The sequence below is a fragment of the Streptomyces sp. Y2F8-2 genome (assembly GCF_014905555.1).
Lineage (GTDB): Bacteria > Actinomycetota > Actinomycetes > Streptomycetales > Streptomycetaceae > Streptomyces > Streptomyces cynarae.
In genome coordinates, this window is the sequence record NZ_BNGS01000008.1 from 1 (window position 1) to 24,080 (window position 24,080).

General features: G+C 69.9%; 20 protein-coding genes and 3 pseudogenes. 7 read left to right on the forward strand and 16 right to left on the reverse strand.

The window, feature by feature from the left end; genetic code table 11:
- The 9 genes and pseudogenes from SY2F82_RS25470 to SY2F82_RS25510 form a co-directional block, all read right to left on the reverse strand.
- The coding region (locus tag SY2F82_RS25470) for an adenosylhomocysteinase (protein ID WP_200421520.1) at nt 1-399 on the reverse strand (399 nt) is incomplete at its 3' end.
- Nucleotides 389-1,282 (reverse strand): methylenetetrahydrofolate reductase [NAD(P)H], encoded by an 894-nt coding sequence (gene metF / locus SY2F82_RS25475; protein ID WP_200421521.1) that lies wholly within the window; start codon nt 1,280-1,282, stop codon nt 389-391. The genes metF and SY2F82_RS25470, both read right to left, overlap by 11 nt.
- A pseudogene (locus tag SY2F82_RS25480) lies at nt 1,279-1,596 on the reverse strand (vitamin B12 dependent-methionine synthase activation domain-containing protein); the annotation flags it as partial. The gene metF and the pseudogene SY2F82_RS25480, both read right to left, overlap by 4 nt.
- Nucleotides 1,597-1,614: 18 nt before the next feature.
- Nucleotides 1,615-1,956, reverse strand: a pseudogene (locus SY2F82_RS25485) (dihydropteroate synthase); the annotation flags it as partial.
- Between the two features lie 25 nt (nt 1,957-1,981).
- Complete coding sequence (locus tag SY2F82_RS25490) at nt 1,982-2,962, reverse strand: carbohydrate kinase family protein (protein ID WP_200421522.1); 981 nt, start codon at nt 2,960-2,962, stop codon at nt 1,982-1,984.
- A gap of 37 nt (nt 2,963-2,999) precedes the next feature.
- The gene (gene metK / locus SY2F82_RS25495) at nt 3,000-4,208 is read right to left on the reverse strand and encodes a methionine adenosyltransferase (RefSeq protein ID WP_200421523.1); all 1,209 of its coding nucleotides are present in this window, start codon (nt 4,206-4,208) and stop codon (nt 3,000-3,002) included.
- A gap of 217 nt (nt 4,209-4,425) precedes the next feature.
- Nucleotides 4,426-5,187, reverse strand: a complete 762-nt coding sequence (locus SY2F82_RS25500) for a thioesterase II family protein (RefSeq protein ID WP_200421524.1) — start codon at nt 5,185-5,187, stop codon at nt 4,426-4,428.
- Nucleotides 5,188-5,375: 188 nt separating this feature from the next.
- On the reverse strand, nt 5,376-6,242 hold the full coding sequence (locus SY2F82_RS25505; protein ID WP_200421525.1) for an AfsR/SARP family transcriptional regulator: 867 nt from the start codon (nt 6,240-6,242) through the stop codon (nt 5,376-5,378).
- Nucleotides 6,243-6,644: 402 nt separating this feature from the next.
- Nucleotides 6,645-7,388 carry a TetR/AcrR family transcriptional regulator gene (locus tag SY2F82_RS25510; RefSeq protein ID WP_200421526.1) on the reverse strand — a complete coding sequence of 248 codons (744 nt, stop codon included), beginning with the start codon at nt 7,386-7,388 and terminating at the stop codon, nt 6,645-6,647.
- A 243-nt stretch (nt 7,389-7,631) separates the two neighbouring features.
- On the opposite strand from SY2F82_RS25510, the gene SY2F82_RS25515 reads away from it, so the two are divergent.
- The 4 genes and pseudogenes from SY2F82_RS25515 to SY2F82_RS39105 form a co-directional block, all read left to right on the forward strand.
- Complete coding sequence (locus SY2F82_RS25515) at nt 7,632-8,234, forward strand: PadR family transcriptional regulator (protein WP_200421527.1); 603 nt, start codon at nt 7,632-7,634, stop codon at nt 8,232-8,234.
- Nucleotides 8,235-8,242: 8 nt separating this feature from the next.
- Nucleotides 8,243-9,208: an ATP-binding cassette domain-containing protein gene (locus tag SY2F82_RS25520; protein WP_308437789.1), complete on the forward strand. Its 966-nt coding sequence runs from the start codon at nt 8,243-8,245 to the stop codon at nt 9,206-9,208.
- An 11-nt stretch (nt 9,209-9,219) separates the two neighbouring features.
- Nucleotides 9,220-9,975, forward strand: a complete 756-nt coding sequence (locus tag SY2F82_RS25525) for an ABC transporter permease (protein WP_268980406.1) — start codon at nt 9,220-9,222, stop codon at nt 9,973-9,975.
- A 93-nt stretch (nt 9,976-10,068) separates the two neighbouring features.
- Nucleotides 10,069-10,226, forward strand: a pseudogene (locus tag SY2F82_RS39105) (IS5/IS1182 family transposase); the annotation flags it as partial.
- A gap of 191 nt (nt 10,227-10,417) precedes the next feature.
- On the opposite strand, the gene SY2F82_RS25530 reads toward SY2F82_RS39105, so the two are convergent.
- The 3 genes from SY2F82_RS25530 to SY2F82_RS25540 all read right to left on the reverse strand — a co-directional run bounded on the left by SY2F82_RS25530 (nt 10,418) and on the right by SY2F82_RS25540 (nt 14,084).
- Nucleotides 10,418-11,638 (reverse strand): FG-GAP-like repeat-containing protein, encoded by a 1,221-nt coding sequence (locus tag SY2F82_RS25530; RefSeq protein ID WP_200421529.1) that lies wholly within the window; start codon nt 11,636-11,638, stop codon nt 10,418-10,420.
- Between the two features lie 191 nt (nt 11,639-11,829).
- On the reverse strand, nt 11,830-13,158 hold the full coding sequence (locus tag SY2F82_RS25535) for a DUF5933 domain-containing protein (RefSeq protein WP_200421530.1): 1,329 nt from the start codon (nt 13,156-13,158) through the stop codon (nt 11,830-11,832).
- Between the two features lie 383 nt (nt 13,159-13,541).
- Entirely contained in the window at nt 13,542-14,084 is a 543-nt protein-coding gene (locus SY2F82_RS25540) for an MOSC domain-containing protein (protein WP_200421531.1), read from the reverse strand.
- Between the two features lie 382 nt (nt 14,085-14,466).
- Here SY2F82_RS25540 and SY2F82_RS25545 point away from each other — a divergent pair, with 382 nt between their 5' ends.
- Both SY2F82_RS25545 and SY2F82_RS25550 read left to right on the forward strand, forming a co-directional pair.
- The gene (locus SY2F82_RS25545) at nt 14,467-15,885 is read left to right on the forward strand and encodes an MFS transporter (protein ID WP_236041785.1); all 1,419 of its coding nucleotides are present in this window, start codon (nt 14,467-14,469) and stop codon (nt 15,883-15,885) included.
- Nucleotides 15,886-16,156: 271 nt separating this feature from the next.
- Nucleotides 16,157-17,488, forward strand: a complete 1,332-nt coding sequence (locus SY2F82_RS25550) for a hypothetical protein (protein ID WP_236041786.1) — start codon at nt 16,157-16,159, stop codon at nt 17,486-17,488.
- A 122-nt stretch (nt 17,489-17,610) separates the two neighbouring features.
- Here the strand turns inward: SY2F82_RS25550 and SY2F82_RS25555 are convergent, their stop codons facing one another.
- The 3 genes from SY2F82_RS25555 to SY2F82_RS25565 all read right to left on the reverse strand — a co-directional run bounded on the left by SY2F82_RS25555 (nt 17,611) and on the right by SY2F82_RS25565 (nt 22,338).
- Nucleotides 17,611-19,911, reverse strand: a complete 2,301-nt coding sequence (locus tag SY2F82_RS25555) for a hypothetical protein (RefSeq protein WP_200421534.1) — start codon at nt 19,909-19,911, stop codon at nt 17,611-17,613.
- 156 nt (nt 19,912-20,067) lie between these two features.
- On the reverse strand, nt 20,068-21,276 hold the full coding sequence (locus SY2F82_RS25560) for an NAD(P)/FAD-dependent oxidoreductase (RefSeq protein WP_200421535.1): 1,209 nt from the start codon (nt 21,274-21,276) through the stop codon (nt 20,068-20,070).
- A 117-nt stretch (nt 21,277-21,393) separates the two neighbouring features.
- Nucleotides 21,394-22,338: an RNA polymerase sigma-70 factor gene (locus SY2F82_RS25565; RefSeq protein ID WP_200421536.1), complete on the reverse strand. Its 945-nt coding sequence runs from the start codon at nt 22,336-22,338 to the stop codon at nt 21,394-21,396.
- 257 nt (nt 22,339-22,595) lie between these two features.
- Here SY2F82_RS25565 and SY2F82_RS25570 point away from each other — a divergent pair, with 257 nt between their 5' ends.
- Nucleotides 22,596-23,090 (forward strand): N-acetyltransferase, encoded by a 495-nt coding sequence (locus tag SY2F82_RS25570; protein WP_200421537.1) that lies wholly within the window; start codon nt 22,596-22,598, stop codon nt 23,088-23,090.
- A 31-nt stretch (nt 23,091-23,121) separates the two neighbouring features.
- On the opposite strand, the gene SY2F82_RS25575 is transcribed toward SY2F82_RS25570, so the two are convergent.
- Entirely contained in the window at nt 23,122-24,066 is a 945-nt protein-coding gene (locus SY2F82_RS25575; protein WP_200421538.1) for an SDR family oxidoreductase, read from the reverse strand.
- Between the last annotated feature and the right edge of the window lie 14 nt (nt 24,067-24,080).

A 24,080-nucleotide genomic window follows, 5' to 3' on the forward strand; every position in this document is an offset into this window, starting at 1 on the left:
ACTGTCCGGCCAGGTCAGCGCCTGCTCCGTGCACCACCAGTACTCCTCGAGCGTCTCACCCTTCCACGCGAAGACGGGGATGCCCCGCGGGTTGTCGGGCGTGCCGTCCGGCCCGACGGCGATGGCGGCGGCCGCGTGGTCCTGGGTGGAGAAGATGTTGCAGGACGCCCAGCGGACCCGCGCGCCGAGAGCGGCGAGGGTCTCGATGAGGACGGCGGTCTGGACGGTCATGTGCAGGGAGCCGGTGATACGGGCGCCGGCCAGGGGCTGCGCCTCGGCGTACTCCTTACGGATCGCCATCAGGCCGGGCATCTCGTGCTCGGCAAGGGTGATCTCCTTGCGGCCGAACTCGGCCAGAGAAAGGTCGGCGACCTTGAAAGCCGGAAAGTCAGCGGACACTGAAGCTCCTTGACGTCGGAAGGCTGCGATGGATGTCGAGAACGGCTTGGGGACGGTTCAGCGTGATGTAGTGCAACCCGGGAGCGCCCTCGGCAAGGAGCCGTGTGGCCATGGCGGTGGCGTACTCGACGCCGATGCGATGCCCCTCGGCCGGATTGTCCCGGGCCTTCTCCAGCCGACGGGCCAGCGCTTCGGGAAACGTTGCGCTGCTGAGCTCCGCGAAGCGGCGGATCTGGCGCACGTCCGTGGCGGGCATGATCTCGGGGATGACGGGAGTGCCGCAGCCCGCTGCCGCCACCCGGTCGCGCAGCCGCAGGTAGTCGTCGACGTCGAAGAACATCTGGGTGATGGCGTAGTCGGCACCGGCCTGGCACTTGGCGACGAAGTGCCGGATGTCGCTCTCCCAGTCCGGCGACCGCGGGTGCCGCTCGGGAAAGGCCGCGACACCGATGCTGAAGTCACCCGACTCTCGGACCAGGGCGACGAGTTCGCTTGCATGACGGAGCCCCTGCGGATGCGGCACCCAGGGACCACCCGGGTGCCCCGGCGGGTCGCCACGGAGTACGAGCACGTCCCTGACGCCGACATCCGCGTATCGTCCGATGATGCGGCGCAGCTCCGCCACCGAGTGGCCGACCGCGGTCAGATGGGCCACGGGGCGCAGTGTGGTGTCGGTGATGATCCTGTCGATGACCTCCACGGTGCGCTCTCGCGACGATCCACCCGCACCGTAGGTGACGGACACGAAGCTCGGCGAGTAGGACTCCACCTGGCGAATCGCCTTCCACAGCGCGCGGGTTCCCGGCTCGTTTTTCGGTGGGAAGAACTCGAAGGAGAAGACGGGCGTGCCGTGCCCGATGACCTCACGGAGGGTGACAGTCACCCACGGCCTCCCGCGTTGAAGTACTTGGCCTCGGGGTGGTGGATCACGATGGCGTCCGTGGACTGTTCCGGGTGCAGCCGGAACTCTTCGGAGAGGTGGACGCCGATCCGTTCCGGCTCCAGGAGCTGGGCGATCTTCGCGCGGTCCTCCAGGTCGGGGCAGGCGCCGTAGCCGAGGGAGAAGCGGGCGCCGCGGTACTTCAGGGCGAACATGTCTTCCATGTCGGTGGGGTCCTCGCCGTCGAAGCCCAGCTCGGCGCGCACGCGCGCGTGCCAGTACTCTGCGAGCGCCTCCGCCAACTGCACGGACAGGCCGTCGCCCGGTTCGGCGCTCAGCCGCTCGGCGATCTCCACCTTCTTCTCGGCGGTGCGGGCCTGGCCCTCCTCGTCGATGGTCAGCGCGATCAGCGCCGCCCCGTGCTCCCTGGCGAGCCGGGTGACCTTCACGAAACGGGACTCGGGGCCGTCACCGTCCTCGTAGTTCACCGAGTTGATCACCGCACGGCCGCCGAGCTTCTCCCACCCGGCCCGCAGGACGTCGACCTCGGTGGAGTCCAGCACGATGGGCAGCGTGGAGGCGGTGGCGAAACGACCGGCCAGCTCCTCCATGTCGGCGACTCCGTCACGGCCCACGCAGTCGACGCACAGGTCGAGCAGGTGGGCACCAGCGCGGACACACGGGCCCGGCTGTCGGCGGTCACTACGGCACCTCCAGCGCGTTCGCAAGCCGTCCGGCCGCTTGTGGCCCATAGACCCCGTGCACGATGCCGAGCAGGGCTGCCCAGTCGGTCTCGTAGGTCTGCGAACCGACCGTACGCAGCGCCACGGAGGCGAGTGCGCAGCCCAGCTGCGCCGCGGTCTCGAGGGGAAGCCGCCGACCGACGGCGGCGAGGAAGCCCGCACGAAAGGCGTCCCCCACTCCGGTCGGATCGGCCACAGCCGTGTCCGGAACCGCGGGGACGATGAGGGGTGGCTGCCCGACTCGGTCGATGCGGGCACCCCGTTCGCCGAGGGTCGTGACCCAGGTTCCGGTGGTCGCGAGGATCTCGTCCCGGTCGCGGCCGATGCGCTCCTGGAGGAGGGCGGATTCGTATTCGTTGGTGAACAGCCATGTGGCACCGGCGATCAGGTCGCGCGCCTGGTCCGCGTCCAGCCGGGCGAGCTGCTGTGAGGGGTCTGCAGCGAAGGGGATGCCCAACGCGCGGCAGTCGCTGGTGTGGCGCAGCATGGCGGCAGGGTCGTTGGGCGAGACGAGGACCAGGTCGGGACCGATGCCCGCAGAGATCAGGTGGCGCAGGTCGATCTCGGCGGCCTCGGTCATCGCGCCTGCGTGGAACGCGGCGATCTGGTTGGCGTCCTCATCCGTGATGCAGACGAAGCGCGCGGTCTGCCGACCGGCCGCGACCCGCACTCCCGTGGTGTCGACGCCGTGTTCCTTCAACCAGATCTCGTATTCGGCGAAGTCGTTGCCCACCGCCCCGACCAAGGCCGGGCGCAGACCGAGGACGCCGAGCCCGTAAGCGATGTTGGCCGCAACTCCGCCGCGTCGCACGTCGAGCCGGTCGACGAGGAAGGAGAGCGAGAGGTGTGCCAGCTGCTCGGGGAGCAACTGGTCCGCGAAGCGGCCGGGGAACACCATCAGATGGTCGGTCGCGATGGAGCCTGTCACGGCTATGCGCATGCGCACTCCTGTCGGTGCGTCGGTTTCAGCGGCGGTCTCAGACGCCTGCGGCGTGCCTGAGGGGCTGGGCGCGGTCGGTGCGCTCCCAGGTGAAGTCGGGGAGTTCGCGGCCGAAGTGACCGTAGGCGGCGGTCTGGGCGTAGATCGGGCGGAGCAGGTCCAGGTCGCGGATGACGGCGGCCGGGCGGAGGTCGAAGACCTCGGTGATGGCCTGCTGGATCTGGTTCACCGGGACCGTCTCGGTGCCGAAGGTCTCGACGAACAACCCGACCGGCTCGGCCTTGCCGATCGCGTACGCGACCTGGACCTCGCAGCGGGAAGCGAGGCTCGCGGCGACGACGTTCTTGGCGACCCAGCGCATCGCGTAGGCGGCCGAGCGGTCCACCTTGGAGGGGTCCTTGCCGGAGAAGGCGCCGCCACCGTGGCGGGCCATGCCGCCGTAGGTGTCGATGATGATCTTGCGGCCGGTCAGGCCGGCGTCGCCCATCGGGCCGCCGATCTCGAAGCGGCCGGTCGGGTTGACCAGCAGGCGGTGGCCCTCGGTGTCCAGTTTGATGCCGTCCTCGGCGAGCCGGCCCAGAACGCTGTCGACCACGTGCTCGTGGATGTCGGGGACGAGCAGACCGTCCAGATCGATACCGGGCGCGTGCTGGGCGGAGACGACGACGGTGTCCAAGCGGACCGGACGGCCGTCCCGGTACTCGATGGTGACCTGGGTCTTGCCGTCCGGCCGGAGGTACGGAACGGTACCGTCCTTGCGCACATCGGTCAGGCGGCGGGAGAGCCGGTGGGCCAGCTCGATGGGCAGGGGCATCAGATTGGGGGTCTCGTCGGTCGCGTAGCCGAACATCAAGCCCTGGTCGCCCGCGCCCTGCCGGTCGAGTTCGTGGCGCTCGCCCTCGACCCGCTGTTCGTAGGCGGTGTCGACGCCCCGGGCGATGTCCGGGGACTGCGCGCCGATGGAGACGGAGATGCCGCAGGATGCGCCGTCGAAGCCCTTGGCGGAGGAGTCGTAACCGATGGCGAGCACGGCGTCCCGCACGAGCTGGGCGATGGGCACGTACGCGCTGGTGGTGACCTCACCGGCGATGTGCACCTGACCGGTCGTGATCAGGGTCTCCACGGCGACGCGGGACAGGGGGTCCTCGTGCAGCAGGGCGTCGAGGATGGTGTCGCTGATCCGGTCGGCGATCTTGTCGGGGTGCCCCTCGGTGACGGATTCCGAGGTGAAGAGATGGCGCGACATGTCACTCCAGACGGTCGGTGGCCGGAAATTCGGTGACGCTCGGCGACCGGGCCGGCCAGGGGCCCGGGTCCGGGAAGGAGCGTGCACCGGTGCGGACAAGGAACGCTCGAAGAACGAATGAACCGCGGCCGGAGCCAAGCTCTCGGCTCCCGCACCCCTCGCGTGCCCAACGGATCTCCCGAACCGTGTGTCCGGCCGCGCGCCGGCCTCCGCGCGTTCAATGCCCGGTGTGAGTCACTCGCCCTTCCCGGCGCACCGCGCGGCACTCCTGCCCGAGCAGCCGGGGAAGCTCCTGGCCGCGCACGAAGAAGTGGCCACCCGAGACCGTCCTCAGGCGCGTGGGTCCCTCGCTCCAGCCGCGCCAACCCTCCGCGGCTGCCGGTGGCACCATCGGGTCGTCGTCCGCAGTGACGACGAGCAGTGGCGTGGTAAGCGGTCCGGCCGGCGACGGTGTGCACGCCGCGGCGCGCAGTGCGCGGGCGAGCGCCAGATCGTCCCGCAGCACTGACTTCACCGCACGGTCCCACATGCCGCCGGGTTCGGTGCCGGGGGTTCCGAGCGGCACGACGCCCATCTGGTCCAGCGTGCGCAGCAGTTCGGCATCCGGCACGCCGAGGGCGTACGCCGGTTCGGGCGGCGTGTGCGGGGGCGAGCAGGCGCCGACCGCCACCAACGCCGGGCCGGGCCGTCCGGCCTCGTGCAGGGCCCGGGCGACGGTGTAGGCGACGAGAGCGCCGAGACTGTGCCCGTACAGGACGAACGGGGCCGTCGGGTCACCGGTGAACAGGCGCATCACATCGGCGAGCAGCGCCTCACGGGTGGTGGCCCGGGGTTCGCAGCGGCGTCCGTCGCGGCCGGGCAACAGCACCGGGATCGGCACCACGCCGGGCCCGACACTTGCCGCCCAGCCGTGGAAGGCCGAGACCCCCGCCCCGGCATGCGCGAAACAGTAGAGCCGCACCGGCTGTCCGCTGGTCATGGGATCCTCCTCGCCTGCGTGGAACACGAGTGGATCCGAGCGTCTCCAAGGGCTCTTGACAGCGCCTCAAGAGCGGCCGGAACTGCGATGAGGTCCGCGCAGCAGCGCAGGAACAGCTTCCCGGAGGGCGGCCCCGGGGCAGGTGCCTGATTCAGCTCGGGTCGCCGCCTGGTCGACGGCTCGGCCCGTCAGGCGGCACTGGCCCCCGGTCGCGGGTTCAGCGCCCAGGTGCCCCGCCGGCCCTGTCTGGCGTCGTCCTCACGTGACGATGCGGAGTTGAGGATCAGATGCTGGGTCCGCTGCACCTTCTGCGTCGGCTCCAGCCCAAGCTCGTCCATCAGGTTCTTCCGGAGCCGATGGAATATGCCGAGAGCCTCCGAGCGGCGCCCTGCGAGGTGAAGAGCCCGCATGAACTGCTCATGTATGTTCTCGTTCAGGGGTTGCTGAGCGGTCAGCGTGACCAAATCGCAGATGGCGTCGTCGTACCTGCCCAACTGCAAATCGGCCTCGATCCTGCATTCCAGCACGATCTGCTGCTGGGCCTGGAGCCCGCGCACCTTCGGCTCCAGGATGGAGCCCATCGGCACATCCACGAGGGCGGGCCCTCGCCAGAACTCCAACGCCCTGCGCAGAAGGCGGGAACCACGCTGCGGGTCTCCCTGCGAGAGAGCGATTCTCCCCTCGGTCGACAGTTCATTGAACTGGCGGAGGTCGAAGGGATCCATCGGTAACTGCAGGAGATATCCGCCCTGCCGGGTCAAGAGAATATCCCGCACCGGCGTCGACTCATCTTTGAACGCTTTCGAAATAAGCTTTCGGAGATGCAGGATATAGGTCTGCAGAGTCGTTTTTGCACTCCTCGGCGGCCGTTCCGCCCACAATTCATCGACGAAACTCGACGCCGTCACGACCTGCCCTTCATTGAGGGCCATAAGCGCAAGCACCTGCATCTGCTTCGGTGCGGTAGGAGTGACATCGATGCCATTCACGCTCAACTTCAACGGCCCAAGGACGGACATGGCGATCTCCGCCACACCCTCGGATTCCATGGACATACCAAGCCCCTCCATCAACTGAGACCATCTCTGACGATTTCGGTCCTTATTGACTGGGGTACAGCCCGAGCATCAGCCAAAGGCAGCACAGCTCGCCTGCAAGGAGACTCCCCCGTCCACCAAAGACGCTATACCAGACACAGACAGAGATCAAGGACTTCATGAAATGATAAGAATCAACCATCCCTCAAGGAGCACTCAAGCGATACCTGAAACAATGAATCGCCGCAACGTCATTGCCGATAGGGCAACCCAGCAGAATTGACACTTACCCATTCGAAACTCTCATGACGAATAAACATGCTTGACCTCGTTTTTACTCGCATTGAAACAGGCCGATAATGGTCGGCCAGAAGCCGAAGGACCCGGCCGCCGCGCGGCCGGGTCCTTCGGCTTCGCCCCTCAGGCCCGCTCCACCCGCAGAGCCAGCCCGTCCAGCAGGGCGTCGAGGCTGATCTCGAAGCTCTCGTCCGCGGTCAGATGGCGCGCCCCAGCCTGTAGGAACCGGGCGAAGGAGGGGTACCGGCCACCCGCGACGATGCCCTCCAGAAAAGTCGCCACGTCGAAGTGCCTCTCATGGGTGCCCCTGGTGCCGGCCCTCACGCGCTCCATCTCCGCCTCCTCGGCCTCGCACATCGCCGTCCCCATCACATGGCCGGTGACGATGGCGGCATAGGCCGACGCGACGGTGATGTCCAGCCCGGCCCGCTCCAGCACCGCCATGGTGTGGTCCAGCCAACTCAGCGCCCGGGGGCCGAACAGCGGGCGGCGGAAAGTCAGCCGGGCGAACCACGGATGGCGCCGGATGGCCTCGCGCAACTGGTAGGCACTCGCGCGCAGATCCGCCCGCCACTCCTCGGGGCCGTGCCGCGAGGGGATCAGCTCGGCGAACACGCCGTCGAGCAGCAGGTCGTCCAGATCCCCGTGGCGCCGGACGTGGTGCCGCAGCGAGGGACCGGCGCTGCCGAGTTCCGTCGCCAGGCGCTCGACCGACACCGCGGCAAGCCCCTCGGTGTCGGCGATCCTCAGCAATGCCGCGGTGATCTCGGCGCGGGTCAGTGGCGGCGCCAGATGAGCCTCATCCGGCTCGGAATCGGCCCAGATCAGGGGCGGGACCTCGGGTGCTGGATCAACGGTGGCCGCCATCTCTCACTTCCCTGGTTGAGTGCGGTTGGCCGGGCCGCCGGCTCCCGAAAGCGCCTGGCGCCCCGTACCCGGACAGGCGCGCCCAGCGTGGCACCCGCGGCTCGACGCCTCCTCGAACCGGGGTCGACCGACGCCTCGGCCTCCGCGACGCCGCATCCCCCGGCCGACCGGGACACCCTCCTGAGTGAGCCTCCTAGGCGGAGTCGATTGACAACATGAATCTAATGTAGTGCACTTAGCAACATGAATCTATCCCGCCTCGTGGTGCTGGGCCTGCTCGAGAGCCGCGGCCCGCAGCACGGACACGAAATCCGCAGACAGGCCGAGCGCAGCAACGTCCAGACATGGGGTGGCGTCAGCATCGGTGCCCTGCATCGCGAGCTGCGCACGATGGAGACGCACGGCCTCGTCGAGGCCGTGCGTACCGAGCAGGTCGGCCGCCGCCCGGTCCGGACCATCTACCGGATCACCGAGGACGGGCGGACCGAGCTGCATGCCCTCCGGGAGAAGGCGATCGCCCAGCTGCACTTCGGCCCCGACCCGCTCGGAGTCGCCCTGCTCTTCGGCCGGCTCGGAGACCGGGCGGGAATGCTGGCGCTGCTTGCCGAGCGCCGCGAAGCCCTCGCGCGCGGCCGGGACGGCGTGGCCGCCGAGTGCCGGCGCCTGACCGAGCAGGGTGTGATCACCGCGTTCGACGCCGCGATGTTCCGCCGCCGGGAGATGCAGCTGGACGCCGAACTGCGCTGGCTCGAGCAGTTCGAGAAGGACGTGGCCGACATCGCCGAGACCGGACCCGCCGCCGACGCCGAGCGCGCCGTGCAGGCAGACCAGACGGAGGAGGAGTAACCATGGACATGATCCAAGTGGATGGCCTGTCCAAGACGTTCAAGAACAAAAAAGGCGGCGTACAGGCCGTCGCCGAGGTGAGCTTCCATGTGGCGCCCGGCGAGATCGTCGGCTTCCTGGGGCAGAACGGCGCTGGTAAGACCACCACGCTGCGGATGCTCACCACACTGCTCCAGCCCACCTCCGGCAGGGCTCGGGTGGCCGGATGCGATCTGCTCGCCGATCCGCAGGGGGTCCGCCGCAAGATCGGCTACGTCGCGCAGTCCGGCGGCACCTCGCCTGCGGCCTCAGTGCGCAGCGAACTGGTCTTCCAGGGACGGCTGTACCACATGTCCCAGGCCGACGCGGTACGCCGCGCGAACCAGCTGCTCGAGGAGCTGAACCTGTCACAGCTGGCGGAACGCCCCACCATCACGCTCTCCGGCGGTCAGCGCCGTCGGCTGGACATCGCCCTCGGCCTGGTCCACAGGCCCGAGGTGCTCTTCCTCGACGAGCCCAGTGCCGCGCTCGATCCACAGAGCCGGAGCATGCTGTGGGAACACGTCCGCGACGTGCGGGACACCCACGGAACGACCGTGTTCCTGAGCACGCATTACCTGGACGAGGCCGACGCGCTCTGCGACCGGGTGCTGATCATCGACCGTGGCCAGATCGTCGCCGAGGACAGCCCGGCCAACCTCAAGCGGCAACTGGCTCACGACGTCGTCACCGTGGAGGTCGCCTCCGGAGCGGACCGGGCCGGTGCCGCGCTCGCCGAGCACCCCGCCGTCCGGGACGTCCGGGTCGACGGCGAGACCGTTCGGTTGACCGTGGAGAACAACGACCGCGTGCTGCTGGAGTTCCTGCGCACGCTCGACCGCGCCGGCGTCGAGCCGACGTCCGTCCAGGTGGTCCGCCCCACGCTGGACGACGTCTTCCTGTCCATCACCGGCCGTTCGCTGGACGCGGCCGCCCCGCAGCCCCTGAACGCCTGAGAGGACCCGTCGTGCAGATCATCAACGACTCGCTGCTCATCTTCCGGCGGAACATGGACACCACGCTGAAGAGCAAGATGAGCGTCGTCATCGGCATGGTTCAGCCGGTGCTGTACCTGCTGCTGTTCGGCCCGATGCTGGAGAAGGCGCTGCCCGACACGCCCGGGCACAACGCATGGCAGGAGTACGTGCCGGGACTGCTCGTCCAGCTCGGCCTGTTCGGAGCCGGGTACGCCGGATTCAACCTGATCCCGGACATGCGCGCCGGGGTGATCGAGCGCATGCGGGTGACACCGGTCAGCCGGCTGGCGCTGCTGCTCGGCAGGGTCATGCGGGACGCGGTGGTGATGCTCTTCCAGGCATTACTGCTGACCCTGGTCTCCGTGGCGTTCGGGCTGCGGGCCCCCGTGCTGGGTGTGGTGGCCGGGTTCCTGCTCGTCCTGGCCCTGGCGATCAGTCTGGCGTCGCTGTCGTACCTGCTGGCACTGAGTCTGCCGACGGAGTACCTCTTCGCTCCGGTGATCAATACCGTGGTCCTGCCACTGATGCTGCTCTCCGGCATCCTGCTGCCGATGACGTTTGCGCCGGACTGGCTCTCCGTGCTCTCCCACCTCAGCCCATTCCGGTACATCGTCGACGGTATGCGCGACCTCTTCCTCGGCCGCTATACGACCGGCTCGGTGCTGGGCAGTGCCATCGTCGCCGTCGTGCTGGTCACGGGCTCGCTCACCCTCGGTACCCGAAAGTTCGTGAAGGCCAACTCGTAAACAGATCTCCGGCGGCGACCCGGGCATCGGCGCACTACAGGCGCGCCGATGCCCGGGGAGCGCCACTGGCCAAGGCTCTGCCGCGGGGACACCATCGCCGAGCGGGCCGACCAGACCCGCAACCGTCTCCGCTGCGACACCGCAGCGGACGACCCCTGGCCTTCACCATGAAGGTCCACGGACACCGCACCGTCGTGGAACGCTGCTTCAACGGCCTCAAGCAATGGCGCGGCATCGCCACCGGCCACGACAGTCCTTCGAAACCGCCGGTGGCGATCCTTCGCTCGGCGGCGGACTCCTCGCCGGCTCCCGTGGTCCGGTCCGGCACAGGTTGCGGCTGATCAGCTCGTCGCAGGCGCATGCAGCTGAGGTCGGGCCGGCGCTGCCCGGTCCTGGGCAGGCGAAAGGGCCTCCGTCCGGGAGCGGAGGCCCTTTCCCTCGGTCAGAAGAAGCCGTTCAGGCCGAACCAGTCGTTCGCCGTCTCGGCGCGCGAGTCCAGCATGCCGTTGCCGCGGCCCTGGTACACGAGCTGGCAGCCGACCCCTCGGCAGCTCTCGCCGACATAGCTGCTCTTGGTGGTGGTGACGAGGTCGGCGCGGCCGTCGCTGGAGACATCGCCCAGGCCCAGGAACGTGTCCATGACGTTCCAGCCGCCGCTGCCGATCAGCACACGGGACCCGAGGGCCCCGGCCCTGCCCGGGTACAGCCACAGCTGCCCGGTGGACGCCTGGCGGGCGATCAGGTCCGCACGGCCGTCACCGCTCATGTCACCCGCCCCGACCAGGGCGTTCATGGCGTTCCAGCCGCCGTTGCCGATGAGCTTGCGCGCACCGAGGGTGCCGCTGCCGGTGCCGGGGTACAGCCACAGCTTGCCCGTGTCCTTCTCGACGGCCAGCACGTCCGAGCGGCCGTCGCCGGAGAGGTCGCCGTACGCGACGATCCGGCTCATGGCGTTCCAGCCGCCGTTGCCCATGAGCTTGCGCGCACCGAGGCTGCCGGTGCCGGCGCCCGGGTACAGCCACAGCTTCCCGGTGGACGCCTCGCGGGCGATCACGTCCTCTCGGCCGTCACCGCTGAAGTCGCCGTGCCGGGCGAGGGCGTTCATGGCGTTCCAGCCGCCGTTGCCGACCGGCTGCCCGGTGCCGTCGCCGCGCAGGAACCACAGTCGGCCCGCCTTGTCCCGGACGAGGACGTCGGCCTTGCGGTCGGCGTTCAGATCACCGAAGCCCGCCGCCTGGGGCGTGGTCGACGCGTACCACTCCGGGTAGGCCGGCAACCAGCACTCCCGCTCGGTGGCGACGAAGCTCACCGAGCTGACGGTACGTTGCGAGCCCCCCCACTCGGTCCCCGCGGGGTCGGGGGCCCACGAGGTGACGCCGCCGGTCTTGCCGTAGTTCGGATCGTCGTGCAGGCACGCGTACTTGGACGTTCGGTTCACCACGGACTGGAACGTGTTGTCCCAGGTTCCCAGCGTCGCCTTGTCCGTGTTCGTCTTGAACATGGCGCCCGTGCCGTCGTCGGTCTTCCAGGCGCAGAAATAGCCCGCCGGGCAGTCGCTGATCGCGGCCTGTGCGGGCGTCGTGGCCGCACCGAGGAGCCCGAGCGAGGTGAGCCCCAGCGTCGTGGCCAGCGTGGCCAGGCGCCGGCGCAGTGATACGCGCATTCATTCCCTCCCTGACGCGGCACGGAGAGAAGCTCGACGTGCCGCGGGAGGAAGATACCTTGCCCGCGCGATCACTCCGTCTCGCGCGTCGCCGTCTCGTGCGGCGGGCGTCGCATTCGGTGTGTCCGCCCCCACACCCGCAGCCGGTCCCGCTCGGGGAGCACTCGGCCCACGGCCTGAAGCACCATGACTCAGACCGCTTCGGGCTGCGGTTCCGGTTGCCGCGGCGGTACGGCCTTCGGTTTCCACAGGGTGGTGGTCCGTACGTAGCCGTAGACCACTGAGGTCATCGCCAGAATGAGAAGGGGTCCGAACACCCATGGATGTTCGGCCATCTCCACCGGCAGATAGCGGTACGACAGCAGGAGTGCGGCGAAGACCGCTGCACCGTGAGCGACCAACTGGATCGCTGACCGGTCCCAGCCGTGGTCGACCGAGCGCAGAGCCGCCTCGATCGTGAGCGCGAACACCACGCCCGCAACAAGATCCGCACCATAGTGGAAGCCGAACCCGAGCGTCGCGCCGAGCGTGGCGATCAGCCAGAACGTGCCCGCGAAACGCAGAATCCGTGGGCCCTTCCGGGAGTGAACGAAGATCGCGGTGGCCCACGCCGTGTGCAGGCTGGGCATGCAGTTGCGTGGCGTGATCTGGTCGAACGGCATCTGGTGCGGGGTGCTGATCGGCGGCGGCGTGTCCGGCCACACATCGGCCACCGCCCAGTGCACGGTGGGCGGCGTCGCCGGCCACAGGTCGGCCCACGCCCAGTGCTCGTTGCCGGTGCCGTAGGCATAGAGCGGTCCGACGACCGGGAAGATCATGTAGATGGCGGGCCCGAGGAGGCCGATCACCAGAAAAGTGCGCACCAGGTGGTGGCTCGGGAAGCGGCGCTCGACCGCCACATGACGCAGCTGGTACAGCGCGACGACGACCGCGGCGACCGCGAGTTGAGCGTAGACGTAATTGAGAACATGGGCGCCGATGGGGCCGGTGGCCGTGACCATCCGGCCTACCAGCCAGGACGGATTACCCAACGCGTGATCGGCGGTGGCCACGTACTGGTCGAACACCGCCGGGCGGGACTTCGACGTGATGAGCAGCCAGGTATCGCCGGTCTTGCGGCCTGCCACCAGCAGCAGGCCCAGCCCGACGCCCTTCAGCATCAGGACACGTTCCCGGCCGGTGCGGCGCGTGACAGCGATGACCGCACAGCCCGACATGACCCACAAGGCGCCGTTGCCGAAGGGGTGTCCGCCGGTCATCCTGGCACCGACCGCCCACCGCACCAGCAAGAAGGCGGCGTCGATGCCGATCGCGGCACCGGCCGCGATGAACCGTTGCCGCCAAGTGAGCACCACCATCATCAACGCCATACTGGCGTACAACAAGAAGCCTGATTTGGGCGGATATATCAGCTCTCGCACCTGGCTGGCCATCGGCCCCGGCAGGCCGTAGCGACGGGCGACGATCTCCAGCGTGACGAGCAGTCCGAGGGTCGCCACACCCGCTGTGGCCCAGAGCATCGCCCGTGGTTGACGCCACACGGAGAAGGCGGTTCTGTCGTCTATTCGCGAAAGCAGCCGCGCTTTTATAGGTCTCAATCAGTCAGCCGTTTGCTAGATGTCGGTCACATGAGATTGTTCATGCTGCTGGACGGCATGGTCTTTCGGCGACGGACGAACAGTGGGTATTCGTCGCGAGTTTCGAACATACTATCGGAGCGGTGCGGGCCGGCCACGGGTGGTTCGAAGGACGGTCGGTCCTGCGCTCGACGGTCCGGCAAGTCGTCGCGGAGAGGTGTCTCCGGAAACCGGAGCGCACGGGACCAGGCCACGGTGGGGGCGTGGTCCGGGGCCCGGAGGCCGCGCCCCTCTCGGCGGCATGTCCGGCTCGCCCGGCAGGCCGGTCAGACCCGGTCCAGGGGCCGGTGCGGACCGCTGGGAAGTTCCGCTTCGATCGTGTCACCGGGGCGCACCACGCCACCCTCCCTCACGATGCTCATGATTCCGGCCTTGCGCACGATGTTCCCCGCCTCGTCGCGGCCGACGACCTGCTTCAGCAGCCCGTCCTGGAAGGTGTCGATCTGCAGGCAGGGATTGCGAAGGCCGGTGACCTCCAGGACCGCGGAGTCACCGATGCGCAGCAATGTGCCGACCGGCAGACCGAGCAGATCGATGCCGCGCGTGGTGATGTTCTCGCCGAGTTCGCCCGGCCCCAGCTCGAAGCCTTCTTCACCGACCTCGGCGAAGAGCTCCTCGTGCATGAGGTGGACCTGGCGCAGATTCGGCTGCGTGGGATCCTGCGCGACGCGCGAGCGGTGCTTGACCGTCACACCGGCGTGCACGTCCCCTTCCACACCGAGCCCGGCGAGCAGTCTGATGCTGTCCCGATTCGGCTTGGTGAACGAATACTCGCCGTTACTGCTGACCGCCGTCACTCTTCCGCTCATACCTCGGAACCCCCTCACGAGTAAAAATGATCAGCACGAGCCTAACCCTCGCCCCTCGAGGCGCGAGAGTGTGAGTTCGGTTCTCGCCGTGCTTGTGCTTCTTCTGCGCGGAGCCGGGGCCTTCCGGTGTGCAGGACCTTCCCGCCGTGTCAGGGCACGGGCGGCATCGGGGTCGTGCACCCAGACGTCGTCGGCCCGGGCGACGGCGCCCTTGACGGTGGGTGGACAGTGCTCGGCCCGTGCTCCACACCGTCAGCCGCCACTGGTTCACCTCTGATGTCGCCGGAGGCGATGTGAGCAGCCCGGCTATGGCGATGTGGAGCATATGTCCCTTACTGTGACTTTTGGCGCAGTGCTCTGCGGACGGGATGGAGTTGGGGCCGTGGCGTTCGCGGAGTCGGCCGGCGGCGGTGGGTCCGTGCCCTCCCCCGAGTCCGCCCCTGAGCCCGAACGACGGGCTTGGGCACCGCTGCTGGCGGTGTGCGCCGGGTATTTCATGGTGATCCTGGACGTGACGGTCATCAACGTCGCCGTGCCGGTGATCGGCCGGGAGCTGGCGGCCTCGCTCACCGGCATCCAGTGGATCACCGATGGATACACGCTGGTCTTCGCCGGTTTCCTGCTGACCGGTGGCGCGCTGGGCGACCGGCTGGGCAACCGCCGGGTCTTCTGCTGGGGCGTGGCGGTGTTCACCGTGTCCTCGGCCGCGTGCGCGCTCGCGCCGAGCGCCCCTTTCCTGGTCGCGTCGCGGCTGGTGGAGGGGCTCGGCGCGGCGCTGATCGTGCCCGGTTCCCTGGCCCTGCTCCAGCAGGCCTACCCGGCGCCCGCCGCACGCTCGCGGGCCTTCGGGCTGTGGGGTTCGATGGCCGGCATCGCGGCCTCTGCCGGGCCGCTGCTGGGCGGGCTGCTCGTCTCCACGGTGGGTTGGCGCTGGGTGTTCCTCATCAACCTGCCCGTCGGTGTGGTCTGCCTCGTGCTGACGCTGCGGTACGTGGCGCGCTCGTCCCGGCGTACCGCCCGGGCGCTGGACTGGCCGGCGCAGTGCGCGGTCGTGGCGGCGGTGGCGCTGCTGACCGCGGCGCTCAACGAGGCGGGACGACGGGGCTGGTCCGATCCGGCTGTTCTGGCCGGGGTGGGCCTGGCCGTGTCGGCCGTCGTGGCGTTCGCGGTGCGGGAGCGGCTGGCCCGGTCCCCTGCCCTGCCGCCGAGCCTGCTGCGCTCTCGTGCGATGAGCGGCGGAGCCGCCATCGGCCTGCTGTTCAACTTCGGCTTCTACGGCATGGTGTTCACCGCCAGCCTGGAATTCCAGCACCGGCGCGGCTTCAGCGCGCTCGGCACCGGGCTGGCGCTGTTCCCGGCGGTGGCGATGACCATGTTCGCCTCCGTCCTGTCCGGGCGGCTGACCCGCCGCACCGGCGATCGTCCGCTGGTGATCTCCGGCATGCTCCTGGCCGCCCTGGGGCTCGCCGGCTGGGCCGCTGCCGGAGACGACCCCGCCTACCCGCTGCTGGTGACCCCGATGATGGCCGCGGGGTTCGGTACCTCCTTCGCCCTCACCGGCTCCACCGCCACCGTGATGGGTGCCGCACCCCCGGCGTACTCAGGGGCCGCCTCCGCCCTGTTCAACACCGCCCGCCAGATCGGCAGCGCCACCGGCGTCGCGCTCGGCGGCAGCCTGCTCGCCACAGCCACCGGCTACGGCACCGGGCTGCGCACCAGCACGGCCATCGGCGCGCTCGCCTACCTGACCGCCGCAGGGCTCGCGTGGCGGTGCGTGCCGGCGAGGTCCAAAGGGACGTAGGGCGGCTCCAGACCGTCGGGCGGGCCTGGCGGTCTTCGCCTACGGCGGGCGGCCGGTCATGGCGTGGTCCACCGTGTGTGACGTCCGGCCGGGCCTTTGCGCTTGATGAGTGGCCGCCTGTCGATCTTGACAGGGGCGGTGACGAGCGGAGCGCCGGACCGCTCCGCTCGTCGCGCCTTCCGCGAGCTCACTTGCCGACGTCCTACCGAAGGAAGCGACCGACCACATGCGCATAAGACAGTTCGCAGAAAGAGCAGCGCTCTCCGCTGCCATGAGCCTCTCGCTCCTCGGCCTCGGAACGACCGCCGCCGCCGCGGACACCAGCGCCCCACTGCCGATCAGCTCGTATCGGGACATGGCTGTCGACGCGGCTCATCAGCAGGTCTTTCTCAGTGATCCGTTCGGTGGCAGCGTTCTGGTGACGGACTACTCGGGCCAGGTCGTGAAGCAGATCGGCGGTGAGGCCGGTGCCTGGGGCATGGCGCTTTCCAGCGACTCCCGAACGCTGTACGTGGCACTCCGCGACGCCGGCGCGATCGCCGCGATCGACACCGCCACCTTGCAGGAGACCGCCCGGTACGACACCGGAACCGGCGCGGGCGCCTACGCTGGCCCGACCTCCCTCGCGCCGGCCGGAGGAAAGATCTGGTTCGGCTACAGCACCGACACCTGGAACGGCGCCCTCGGTTCCCTGGACCTGAGCGGTGCACAGCCGGTCGTCGCACGGGGCCAGGGCCTCGACACGTTCCGCGGCTCGCCGCGCCTGGCTGCCACGCCGCAGGACCCGGACACCCTCGTCGCCGCCGAATCCGACGGCAACGCCGCCACCCTGGCGGTGTACGACGTGAGCACCGGCCAGGCCGACGTACAGGCCAAGCGTGTCGACCCGGGAACGGACGGGTGCACGAGCCTGCAGGACCTCGCCTTGACGCCGGACGGCGCGCGGGTGGTCGTCGCCTGCGCCTCGCCCTACTACCACCAGGCGTTCCGCACGGCCAACCTGGCGGACGACGGCCGCTACACCACCAGCCACTACCCCAACGCCGTTGCCGTCGCCCCCGACGGCACCATCGCGGCGGGCATCGACGGCGCCTCCTCGCCCGACGTCCACCTGTTCGCGCAGGACGACTCCACGGCCTTCAAGACCTGGGACTTCCCTGCGTCGTCCCCGTACGCCACCAACACCCTTCAGTCCGCCGGTCTGGCCTGGGCTCCGGACGGCAGCAGGGTGTTCGCGGTCACCGAGGACAGCGGCTCCTCGTCCCTGACGCTGCAGGTCCTGGACTTCCCGCAGGTCGCCACCACCGTCACCGTGCAGGCACCCGCCTCCTCACCCCGGAACCAGAACCTCACCCTCACCGGAAAGCTCCAGGCGCCCGTGGGATTCGGCGCGGGGACCACCGTGGACATCTGGCGGCTCGACGACCCCACCGCGGGCGAGGGCACGCTGATCGGGTCCGCGACCGTCGCCGCGGACGGCACGTTCAGCTACACGGACCGGCCGAGGGCCAAGGGCGACGTCCAGTACACCGTGCAGTACGGAGGCGACGCGCGGCACACCAGTGCCTATGGCACGGTCACGGTCGACATCACCTCTGACTGAGTCCCGTCCGCCTCGCGCCACGGGCTCCGCTCGAACCCGCGCTCGGCCGGGGTTTCCCGGCCGAGCGTGTCGCGCGGCCTCGGCTCAACTGCGGGCGCCGGGCGGCCCCGAGCGCTTCGGGCTCACCCGGGGTGGACCGTGAGGTACGTCCACTGGCTCCACACGCTGCCGGTCTGTGCGCCCTTGGCCGGTGGCGTGTAGTGGCCGCGGATGCGGTAGTGGTCGTTGCTCGTGAAGAGCTTCAGAGCCCGGACGTAGCCGTACCAGCCGTCGGCGTACACGCCCCCGCAGTCCTGCGCGGTGACCTGATGCCAGGCCCCCGAGTAGTAGTGCTCGAGGTACACCGTCATGTGACCGCCCGACTGGCGGGGAGTGACCAGGAGGTTGAAGCCCATGTTGACTTCGGACTTGTAGAAGACCTGGTAGGTGGTGGTTCCGATGCGGGTGGTCCCGGTCGGCCACTGCATCTGCGTCCGGACCGTCGGCGTGACGGTCGTACCGGTCGTCACCGTGCGCGGCGCATAGCGGTAGTCGCCCGCGAAGGCCGCGCTGAAGACGGTGTTGCGGCTGATCCTGTAGTACGCCACGAGGTTGCCGTATGCGTCGACCTTGCCGCTCTTGAGCTGCGTCCGCGACGCGCCCGCGGGCTGGGCGTACAGCGTCACGACACGGGAGTTGTACGTCGTCCCCAGGTGCGCGGTCACCTTGACGGTCGCGCCGGAGTGGTACGACTTCGCGTCGGTCGCCACACTCAGGCCCGGAGTGGCCCGAGACACCTGCACCTTCGCCGACGCCGCGACCGGGAGGTAGGACGTGCCGCCGTCGTAGGTGAAGGCGTAGGTGTTCGCGCCGCCGACCTGCGGGGTGTCGTGGAAGACGAAACCGCCGTCAGCGGCGACGGGCACGGTGCCCACCGCATAGCCGGAGGGGTGCGCCTGGTCGGTCTTGACGACGTGGACCGCGCCGGTCGTCACATGCGCGTGCGGCCAGGTGAGCCGACCGGTGACGCTCATCGCTGCGGCACGGTTCGCAGCGGAGGGAGCGGTCAGCGCCATGGTGGGCGCGTACTTCGCCACCGGGATGTCGAAGGTCCGGCTCGCCGGGGCGTAGTGGCCGCCTCCCGAGTAGTCGACGCGGAAGCTCAGGGAGCCGGTGGCAGGAGCGGTGCCGGCGACGGAGTAGGAGCCGAAGAAGTCGACCGGTATGTGTGCCGGGGTGCTTGTCGGGTCCGGGATGAGCAGGCCGTCCGGATCGGCGTCGTCGTAGCGGGTCATCCGTACGGTGCCCGGAATCATGGACTCCCCGGCACTGAGGCTGAGCGGCGAGTCGAAGTCCGTCCGGAACGTGTAGGCCTCGCCGGGGGCGAGCGGGGTGGTGGTCGAGCTGCCGTAGAGACGGACCCAGGCGGTTTCGGGGTCACGGGCTGTCCGGAGCGTCGGGGTGCCTCCGGCGGCGTCCACGCCCACGGCGTAGAGCCGGCTCCCGTCCGGTGCCCAGGCGAGGCCGTCCGGGGCCAGGCGCAGCGGGTCGTCGAAGTAGTACTCGCGGTAGTAGCCCGCGCCTGTTTCCGGAAATGCCTCGAAGGCGCCATTGCAGCCGCAGCCGGCCAGAGTGCCGTCCGGGGCCACGGCGACGGCGTCGGCGGCCACCGGCGTGGCGAACTGCCCGTCGACCGCCAGGTCCGAGACCCGGTACCGGTTGCTGCTCGCGCGCAGCCAGGACGAGACCGCCAGATGCTGCCCGTCCGCCGTGACCGCGAAGTCGCTCAGGTCGGGGACGGGCAGCGCCTTCGCGGCCTGCCGGGTCAGCGCACCGCCCTCGGCCCGGTACGTGACGACGGCGGAGGTGTCGCCCGTCTGCGCGGCGGCCGCGAGGACGCCGGAGGGCGTCGGGGTCGTCGTCAGCATCGGCGCTGCCGGCCAACTGCCGGAATCCTGCCGCACCGTGACGGTTCCGGCCCCGTCGACGGATCCGATGCCGCCGGCGCCCGCCGTGCCGTACCCGAACCAGAGGGTGCCCCCGGCGACGGCCAGCGAGTCCGGACGGGTGCCCGCGCCCGTGCCGTACCTAGCGGACTCGGTCAGGCTCTCCGTGCTGATCGCCGCGATCACGTCCTGGTCGGGCAGAGCCGCGTACAGTGCGGATCCGTCGTCGGAGAGGGCGAGACCGGTGGCGCCCGGCTCACCGCCGATCATCGTCGGGTTCCCACCGTCGAGGTCGGTGACGAGAATGCCGTCGGTGCCGGAGCCGCCGCTGATGAACAGGTGTCCGTGCGGGGCGTCCACCACCATGTGCGCGAAGTGCGCAATCGGCAGCGGTACGTCCGAGGCCGCGTACGAGTCGACCGTGCCGGGACCGAGGACGGTCGTCAGTCCGAGGAGCAGAGCTGCGGCGGTTGGCGGCGAGAATCGCGCCAGCTTCATGAAAGGCCCCCACACAACCTTCACGATCAAGGGGCGCAACCTAGCACGGAAAGATCAGCTGCCGATAGCGGGCGGGCGGAGATCACCCTCGAACGCGTCGTCCAGGGCGACGGAGCGGGCGCCCTCGCCTCGAGGACGCCCGCTCCGCGGGGCGCGTCAGGCCGGGGTCCCGACCGCCGGGCCCGTCCGGGCAGGCTCCTGCACTACGCGGCGGGTCCGGGTCGGTACCCCGAGCGTCGGGTTGGCGATGCTCCAGGCCGCGCCCTTGCAGACCAGCTCCTTGTAGAGGGCGGCGAGCCGTCCTGTCAGGGCCGCCCGGACGGCGCGGTCGTCGGCGGTGACGTACTGGATCAGGCCTTCCCTGCGGCCCAGCGAGATGCACTGGTTGAAGTAGCGCAGCGGTGCGTTCGGGAGCTTCCCGCCGGTCAGGCGCGCGGCGATGGCGTCGGCGGCCTGCCACGCCATGGGGGTGCCCGAGGCGCACGACATCCGCAGCGGCTTGTCGCCGGGGCCCATCGCCATGGCCGCGTCGCCGACGGCGTACACGTCGGGGTGCGAGACCGAGCGCATGGTTCGGTCGACCACGATCCGGCCCGTGTCGGTGACTTCCAGGGTGGTGGCCTTCGCGATCGGGTGGACGGCGAAGCCGGTGGTCCACACGGTGACCGCGGCGGGGACGGACGTGCCGTCGGCGGTGGTGACGCGGTCGGCCTCGACGGCGGTGACGTCGGCGTGTTCGTGCACGGTGACGCCGAGCTTGCCGAAGACCTGCCGCAGGTGCCGGCGGCCCTTGGGCGAGAGCCAGTCGCCGAGGCCGCCGCGGGCGGCGAGGGCGACATCGAGGTCCGGGCGGGCCTCGGCGATCTCGGCCGCGGCCTCCAGGCCGGTGAGTCCGCCGCCGACCACGACCACGGGCTGTCCGGCGTCCAGGCGGGCCAGGCGCTCGCGCAGCCGGAGCGCTCCGGGACGACTGGCGATCTCGTGGGCGTGCTCGGCGGTGCCGGGGACGCCCTGGTCGTTCCAGCCGCTGCCGAGGGCGTACACGAGGGTGTCGTACGCCAGCTCCTCCATCCGCCCCTCGGTGCCGTTCGCGTCGACGACGGTCACGGTCCTGCGGTCGACGTCGACGCCGGTGACCTTCGCGAGCTTCAGTTCGACGCCGGTGCCCGCGAAGATCTCGCGGAGCGCCCGGCGTTCGAGGTCCTGGCCGACCGCGAGCTGGTGCATCCGGACGCGCTCGACGAAGTCGGGCTCGGCGTTGACGAGGGTGATGGCGACGTCTTCACGGCGCAGCCGCTTGGCGAGGCGCCCGGCGGCGATGGCTCCGGCGTATCCGGCTCCGAGGACGACGATGCGGTGCTGCATCTTCCTTGCTCCTGTCTCGAGCGCTGCTGTCGTGGCGGGTTCGCCCCTTGAACCGGGCGGCCCGCCGTTTCCTGACAGGAACGCGATGTGAAGCACCTCACATCGGGGTCGGAAGAGTCAGAAGGCGCTGAGCAGGGGTTCGCCGTGGTCGGCGGCCGCCCATCGCCGGGTCGCGCGTTCGAGCTTGTCGGGGTTGACCTGGTTGCGGAAGGCGGCGATGCCCTCGGCGGTGATCTCCAGGCACATGACGCCGACGACCCGGCCGTCGACGACCGCCACGAGGGCGGGGTCGCCGTTGGCGGTCGTGGCGTACACCTCGGGTGAGCCGCCGACCAGGGCCTGCTTGGCCTTGCTCGGTTTGAACAGGCCGCGCATGAACTTCGCGACCGCCAGGGCGCCTTCGAACGCCTTGGCGCGGGCCGGGACCTTCCCGCCGCCGTCGCCGATCGAGACGGCGTCCTGGGTGAGCAGCCGCACGAGCGGCTCCGTCCGGCCGCTGGTGGCGGCCGCGAGGAACTCATGGACGATCCGCCGGGCGGCGGCCTCGTCGATCTCGCTGCGGGCCCTGCCGTCCGCGACGTGCTTCTTCGCGCGGTGGAAGATCTGCTGGCTGGCGGCCTCGGTGATGTCGAGGATCTCGGCGATCTCCCGGTGCGGGTAGTCGAAGGCCTCCCGCAGCACGTACACCGCCCGCTCGTTCGGGGAGAGACGCTCCAGCAGGGCGAGCACCGCGTACGAGACCGATTCGCGCTGTTCGGCCGTGTCCGCCGGGCCGAGCATCGGATCCCCGGCGAGCAGCGGCTCGGGGAGCCACTGGCCCACGTAGGTCTCGCGCCGGGCGCGGGCCGAGGTGAGCTGGTTGAGGCACAGGTTGGTGAGGACCTTCGTCAGCCAGGCCTCGGGGACCTCGATGCGGTCGACGTCGGAGGCCTGCCAGCGCAGGAACGTCTCCTGCACGGCGTCCTCGGCCTCGCTCGCGGAGCCGAGGAGGCGGTAGGCGATGGCCTCCAGGCGGGACCTGGAGGCCTCGAACCGGTCCACGTCGCTCATGGTCAGGGCCATGGCCCTGATCCTAGCCGTCGCGATGCGCGACGACCTTCGCATGACGGGGGCGGCCGTGCGCTGCTCGGCACCGGGCTGCTCGAACTGCCCGGCGCCCACAACGACAACACGGCCCATCCCGGGCCCCGCCGGCGTCTGCGCGAGCTTCTGCGCGACACGGCCTGACACGGGTGGCGACCCCGGCGTCGAGGTGGGGGCGCTCGACAGGACGGCGAGGAAGGTGCGTCGTGACGGAGCGGCAGTTAGCCTCCCCGTCCATGAACTGGCTTCCCGATGACTTCGTCCACCCCGTCCGCGTGCCACTCCCCGGTGGCCATCACCTGCGCCCCATCTCCGCCGCCGACACGGACCTCGACTACCCGGCGGTCATGGGATCGCGGGAACGGCTGTGGTCCATCTTCGGCGAGGCATGGGGCTGGCCTCCCGCCACCCTGACGTACGACCAGGACCGCGACGACCTGCTGCACCACGAGCGGGAGATCGCCGAGCACAAGGCCTTCAACTACGCGCTCTTCGACGAGGCCGGCACCGCCCTGCTGGGCTGTGTGTACATCGACCCGCCGGAGAAGACCGGCGCCGATGCCGAGGTCTCCTGGTGGGTGGTGGACGACCAGGTCGGCACCGACCTCGAACGCACCCTGGACGCGTTCGTCCCGCAGTGGATCGCCGACGCCTGGCCCTTCCGCGAGCCGCGCTACATAGGGCGCGACCTCACCTGGAAGGAGTGGCTCGCTCTCCCCGACAACGTCTGACAAACCCCGGGCCAGGGCCTGGGGTTCGTGGTCAGTTGCGAGCCGGGGGCCACGCCACGACCGCGCCGGGTGCCTCGGGCGCGAGCGCCGGGTGCGCGGTGAGCAGGTCGGCGAGGTCGACACGGATGAGGAACTCGCGCCGGATGCGGTCGGCGACGTCGGAGACCTCTTCCGAGCCGTCGTCGGCGGGGTCGATGTGGACGCGGTACGGCCGCTGTCCGGCGGGGAGCGCGACGATGCGGGCGATCTCGTCGGAGACCATCGAGGCGTCCGCGTCCTCGGGGGCCAGCGCGGCCAGCTTCTGGGCGACCTGTTCCATGAGGCCGGGGTACTTCGTCTCGTACTCCGCCTCGGTGGCGCTGTCGGCGGGGTGGCCGGAGTGGGCGAAGTGATGGGTGCCGCTGGTGAACGAGCCGGGAACCACGATGGAGGTCTCCACCCCCCAGCGCGCGAGCTCGGCGGCGTAGCTCACGGCCAGGGAGTCCATGGCGGCCTTGGCGGCGAAGTAGGGGGCGAGGTACGGCGGGGTGCCGCCCTTGACGCTCGAGCTGGACACCCAGATCACCAGGCCCCGGCCCGCCTTCCGCAGGTGGGGCAGGACCGCCCGGTTGACGCGCTGGGTGGAGAGGACGTTCACGTCGTACAGCTCGGCGAGCTGCTCGGGGGTGAACGCCTCGGCCGGTCCGGTGACCATGTGCCCGGCGTTGTGGATCAGGACGTCGATGCGGCCGTGCTCGGTGACGACCCGGTCGATGGCGGCGTCCACGGACGCCTGGGAGTTGACGTCGAGTTCGATGGCGCGCAGGTCGACGCCGTGCCGGGCGCTGTAGTCGGCGGCGGCTTCGACCTGCGGCGCGTTGCGGGTGCCGGTCTGGCGCATGCCGGCGTAGACGGTGTGGCCGGAGTCGGCGAGGGCGCGGGCGGTCAGGGCGCCGAAGCCGCTGGAGGCACCGGTGATCACGACGATGTTCTTCATGGGAGTTCTCTCCT

Excerpts from the sequence above, each read along its gene's own strand:
- metK (WP_200421523.1), bottom strand. The coding sequence starts at position 4,208 with ATGTCGCGCCATCTCTTCACCTCGGAATCCGTCACCGAGGGGCACCCC.
- SY2F82_RS25575 (WP_200421538.1), bottom strand. The coding sequence starts at position 24,066 with ATGAAGAACATCGTCGTGATCACCGGTGCCTCCAGCGGCTTCGGCGCC.
- SY2F82_RS25520 (WP_308437789.1), top strand. The coding sequence starts at position 8,243 with ATGATCCAAGTGGATGGCCTGTCCAAGACGTTCAAGAACAAAAAAGGC.
- SY2F82_RS25500 (WP_200421524.1), bottom strand. The coding sequence starts at position 5,187 with ATGACCAGCGGACAGCCGGTGCGGCTCTACTGTTTCGCGCATGCCGGG.
- SY2F82_RS25515 (WP_200421527.1), top strand. The coding sequence starts at position 7,632 with ATGAATCTATCCCGCCTCGTGGTGCTGGGCCTGCTCGAGAGCCGCGGC.
- SY2F82_RS25555 (WP_200421534.1), bottom strand. The coding sequence starts at position 19,911 with ATGAAGCTGGCGCGATTCTCGCCGCCAACCGCCGCAGCTCTGCTCCTC.
- SY2F82_RS25560 (WP_200421535.1), bottom strand. The coding sequence starts at position 21,276 with ATGCAGCACCGCATCGTCGTCCTCGGAGCCGGATACGCCGGAGCCATC.
- SY2F82_RS25540 (WP_200421531.1), bottom strand. The coding sequence starts at position 14,084 with ATGAGCGGAAGAGTGACGGCGGTCAGCAGTAACGGCGAGTATTCGTTC.
- SY2F82_RS25570 (WP_200421537.1), top strand. The coding sequence starts at position 22,596 with ATGAACTGGCTTCCCGATGACTTCGTCCACCCCGTCCGCGTGCCACTC.
- SY2F82_RS25505 (WP_200421525.1), bottom strand. The coding sequence starts at position 6,242 with ATGTCCATGGAATCCGAGGGTGTGGCGGAGATCGCCATGTCCGTCCTT.
- SY2F82_RS25565 (WP_200421536.1), bottom strand. The coding sequence starts at position 22,338 with ATGGCCCTGACCATGAGCGACGTGGACCGGTTCGAGGCCTCCAGGTCC.
- SY2F82_RS25490 (WP_200421522.1), bottom strand. The coding sequence starts at position 2,962 with ATGCGCATAGCCGTGACAGGCTCCATCGCGACCGACCATCTGATGGTG.
- SY2F82_RS25550 (WP_236041786.1), top strand. The coding sequence starts at position 16,157 with ATGAGCCTCTCGCTCCTCGGCCTCGGAACGACCGCCGCCGCCGCGGAC.
- SY2F82_RS25535 (WP_200421530.1), bottom strand. The coding sequence starts at position 13,158 with ATGCTCTGGGCCACAGCGGGTGTGGCGACCCTCGGACTGCTCGTCACG.
- SY2F82_RS25510 (WP_200421526.1), bottom strand. The coding sequence starts at position 7,388 with ATGGCGGCCACCGTTGATCCAGCACCCGAGGTCCCGCCCCTGATCTGG.
- SY2F82_RS25530 (WP_200421529.1), bottom strand. The coding sequence starts at position 11,638 with ATGCGCGTATCACTGCGCCGGCGCCTGGCCACGCTGGCCACGACGCTG.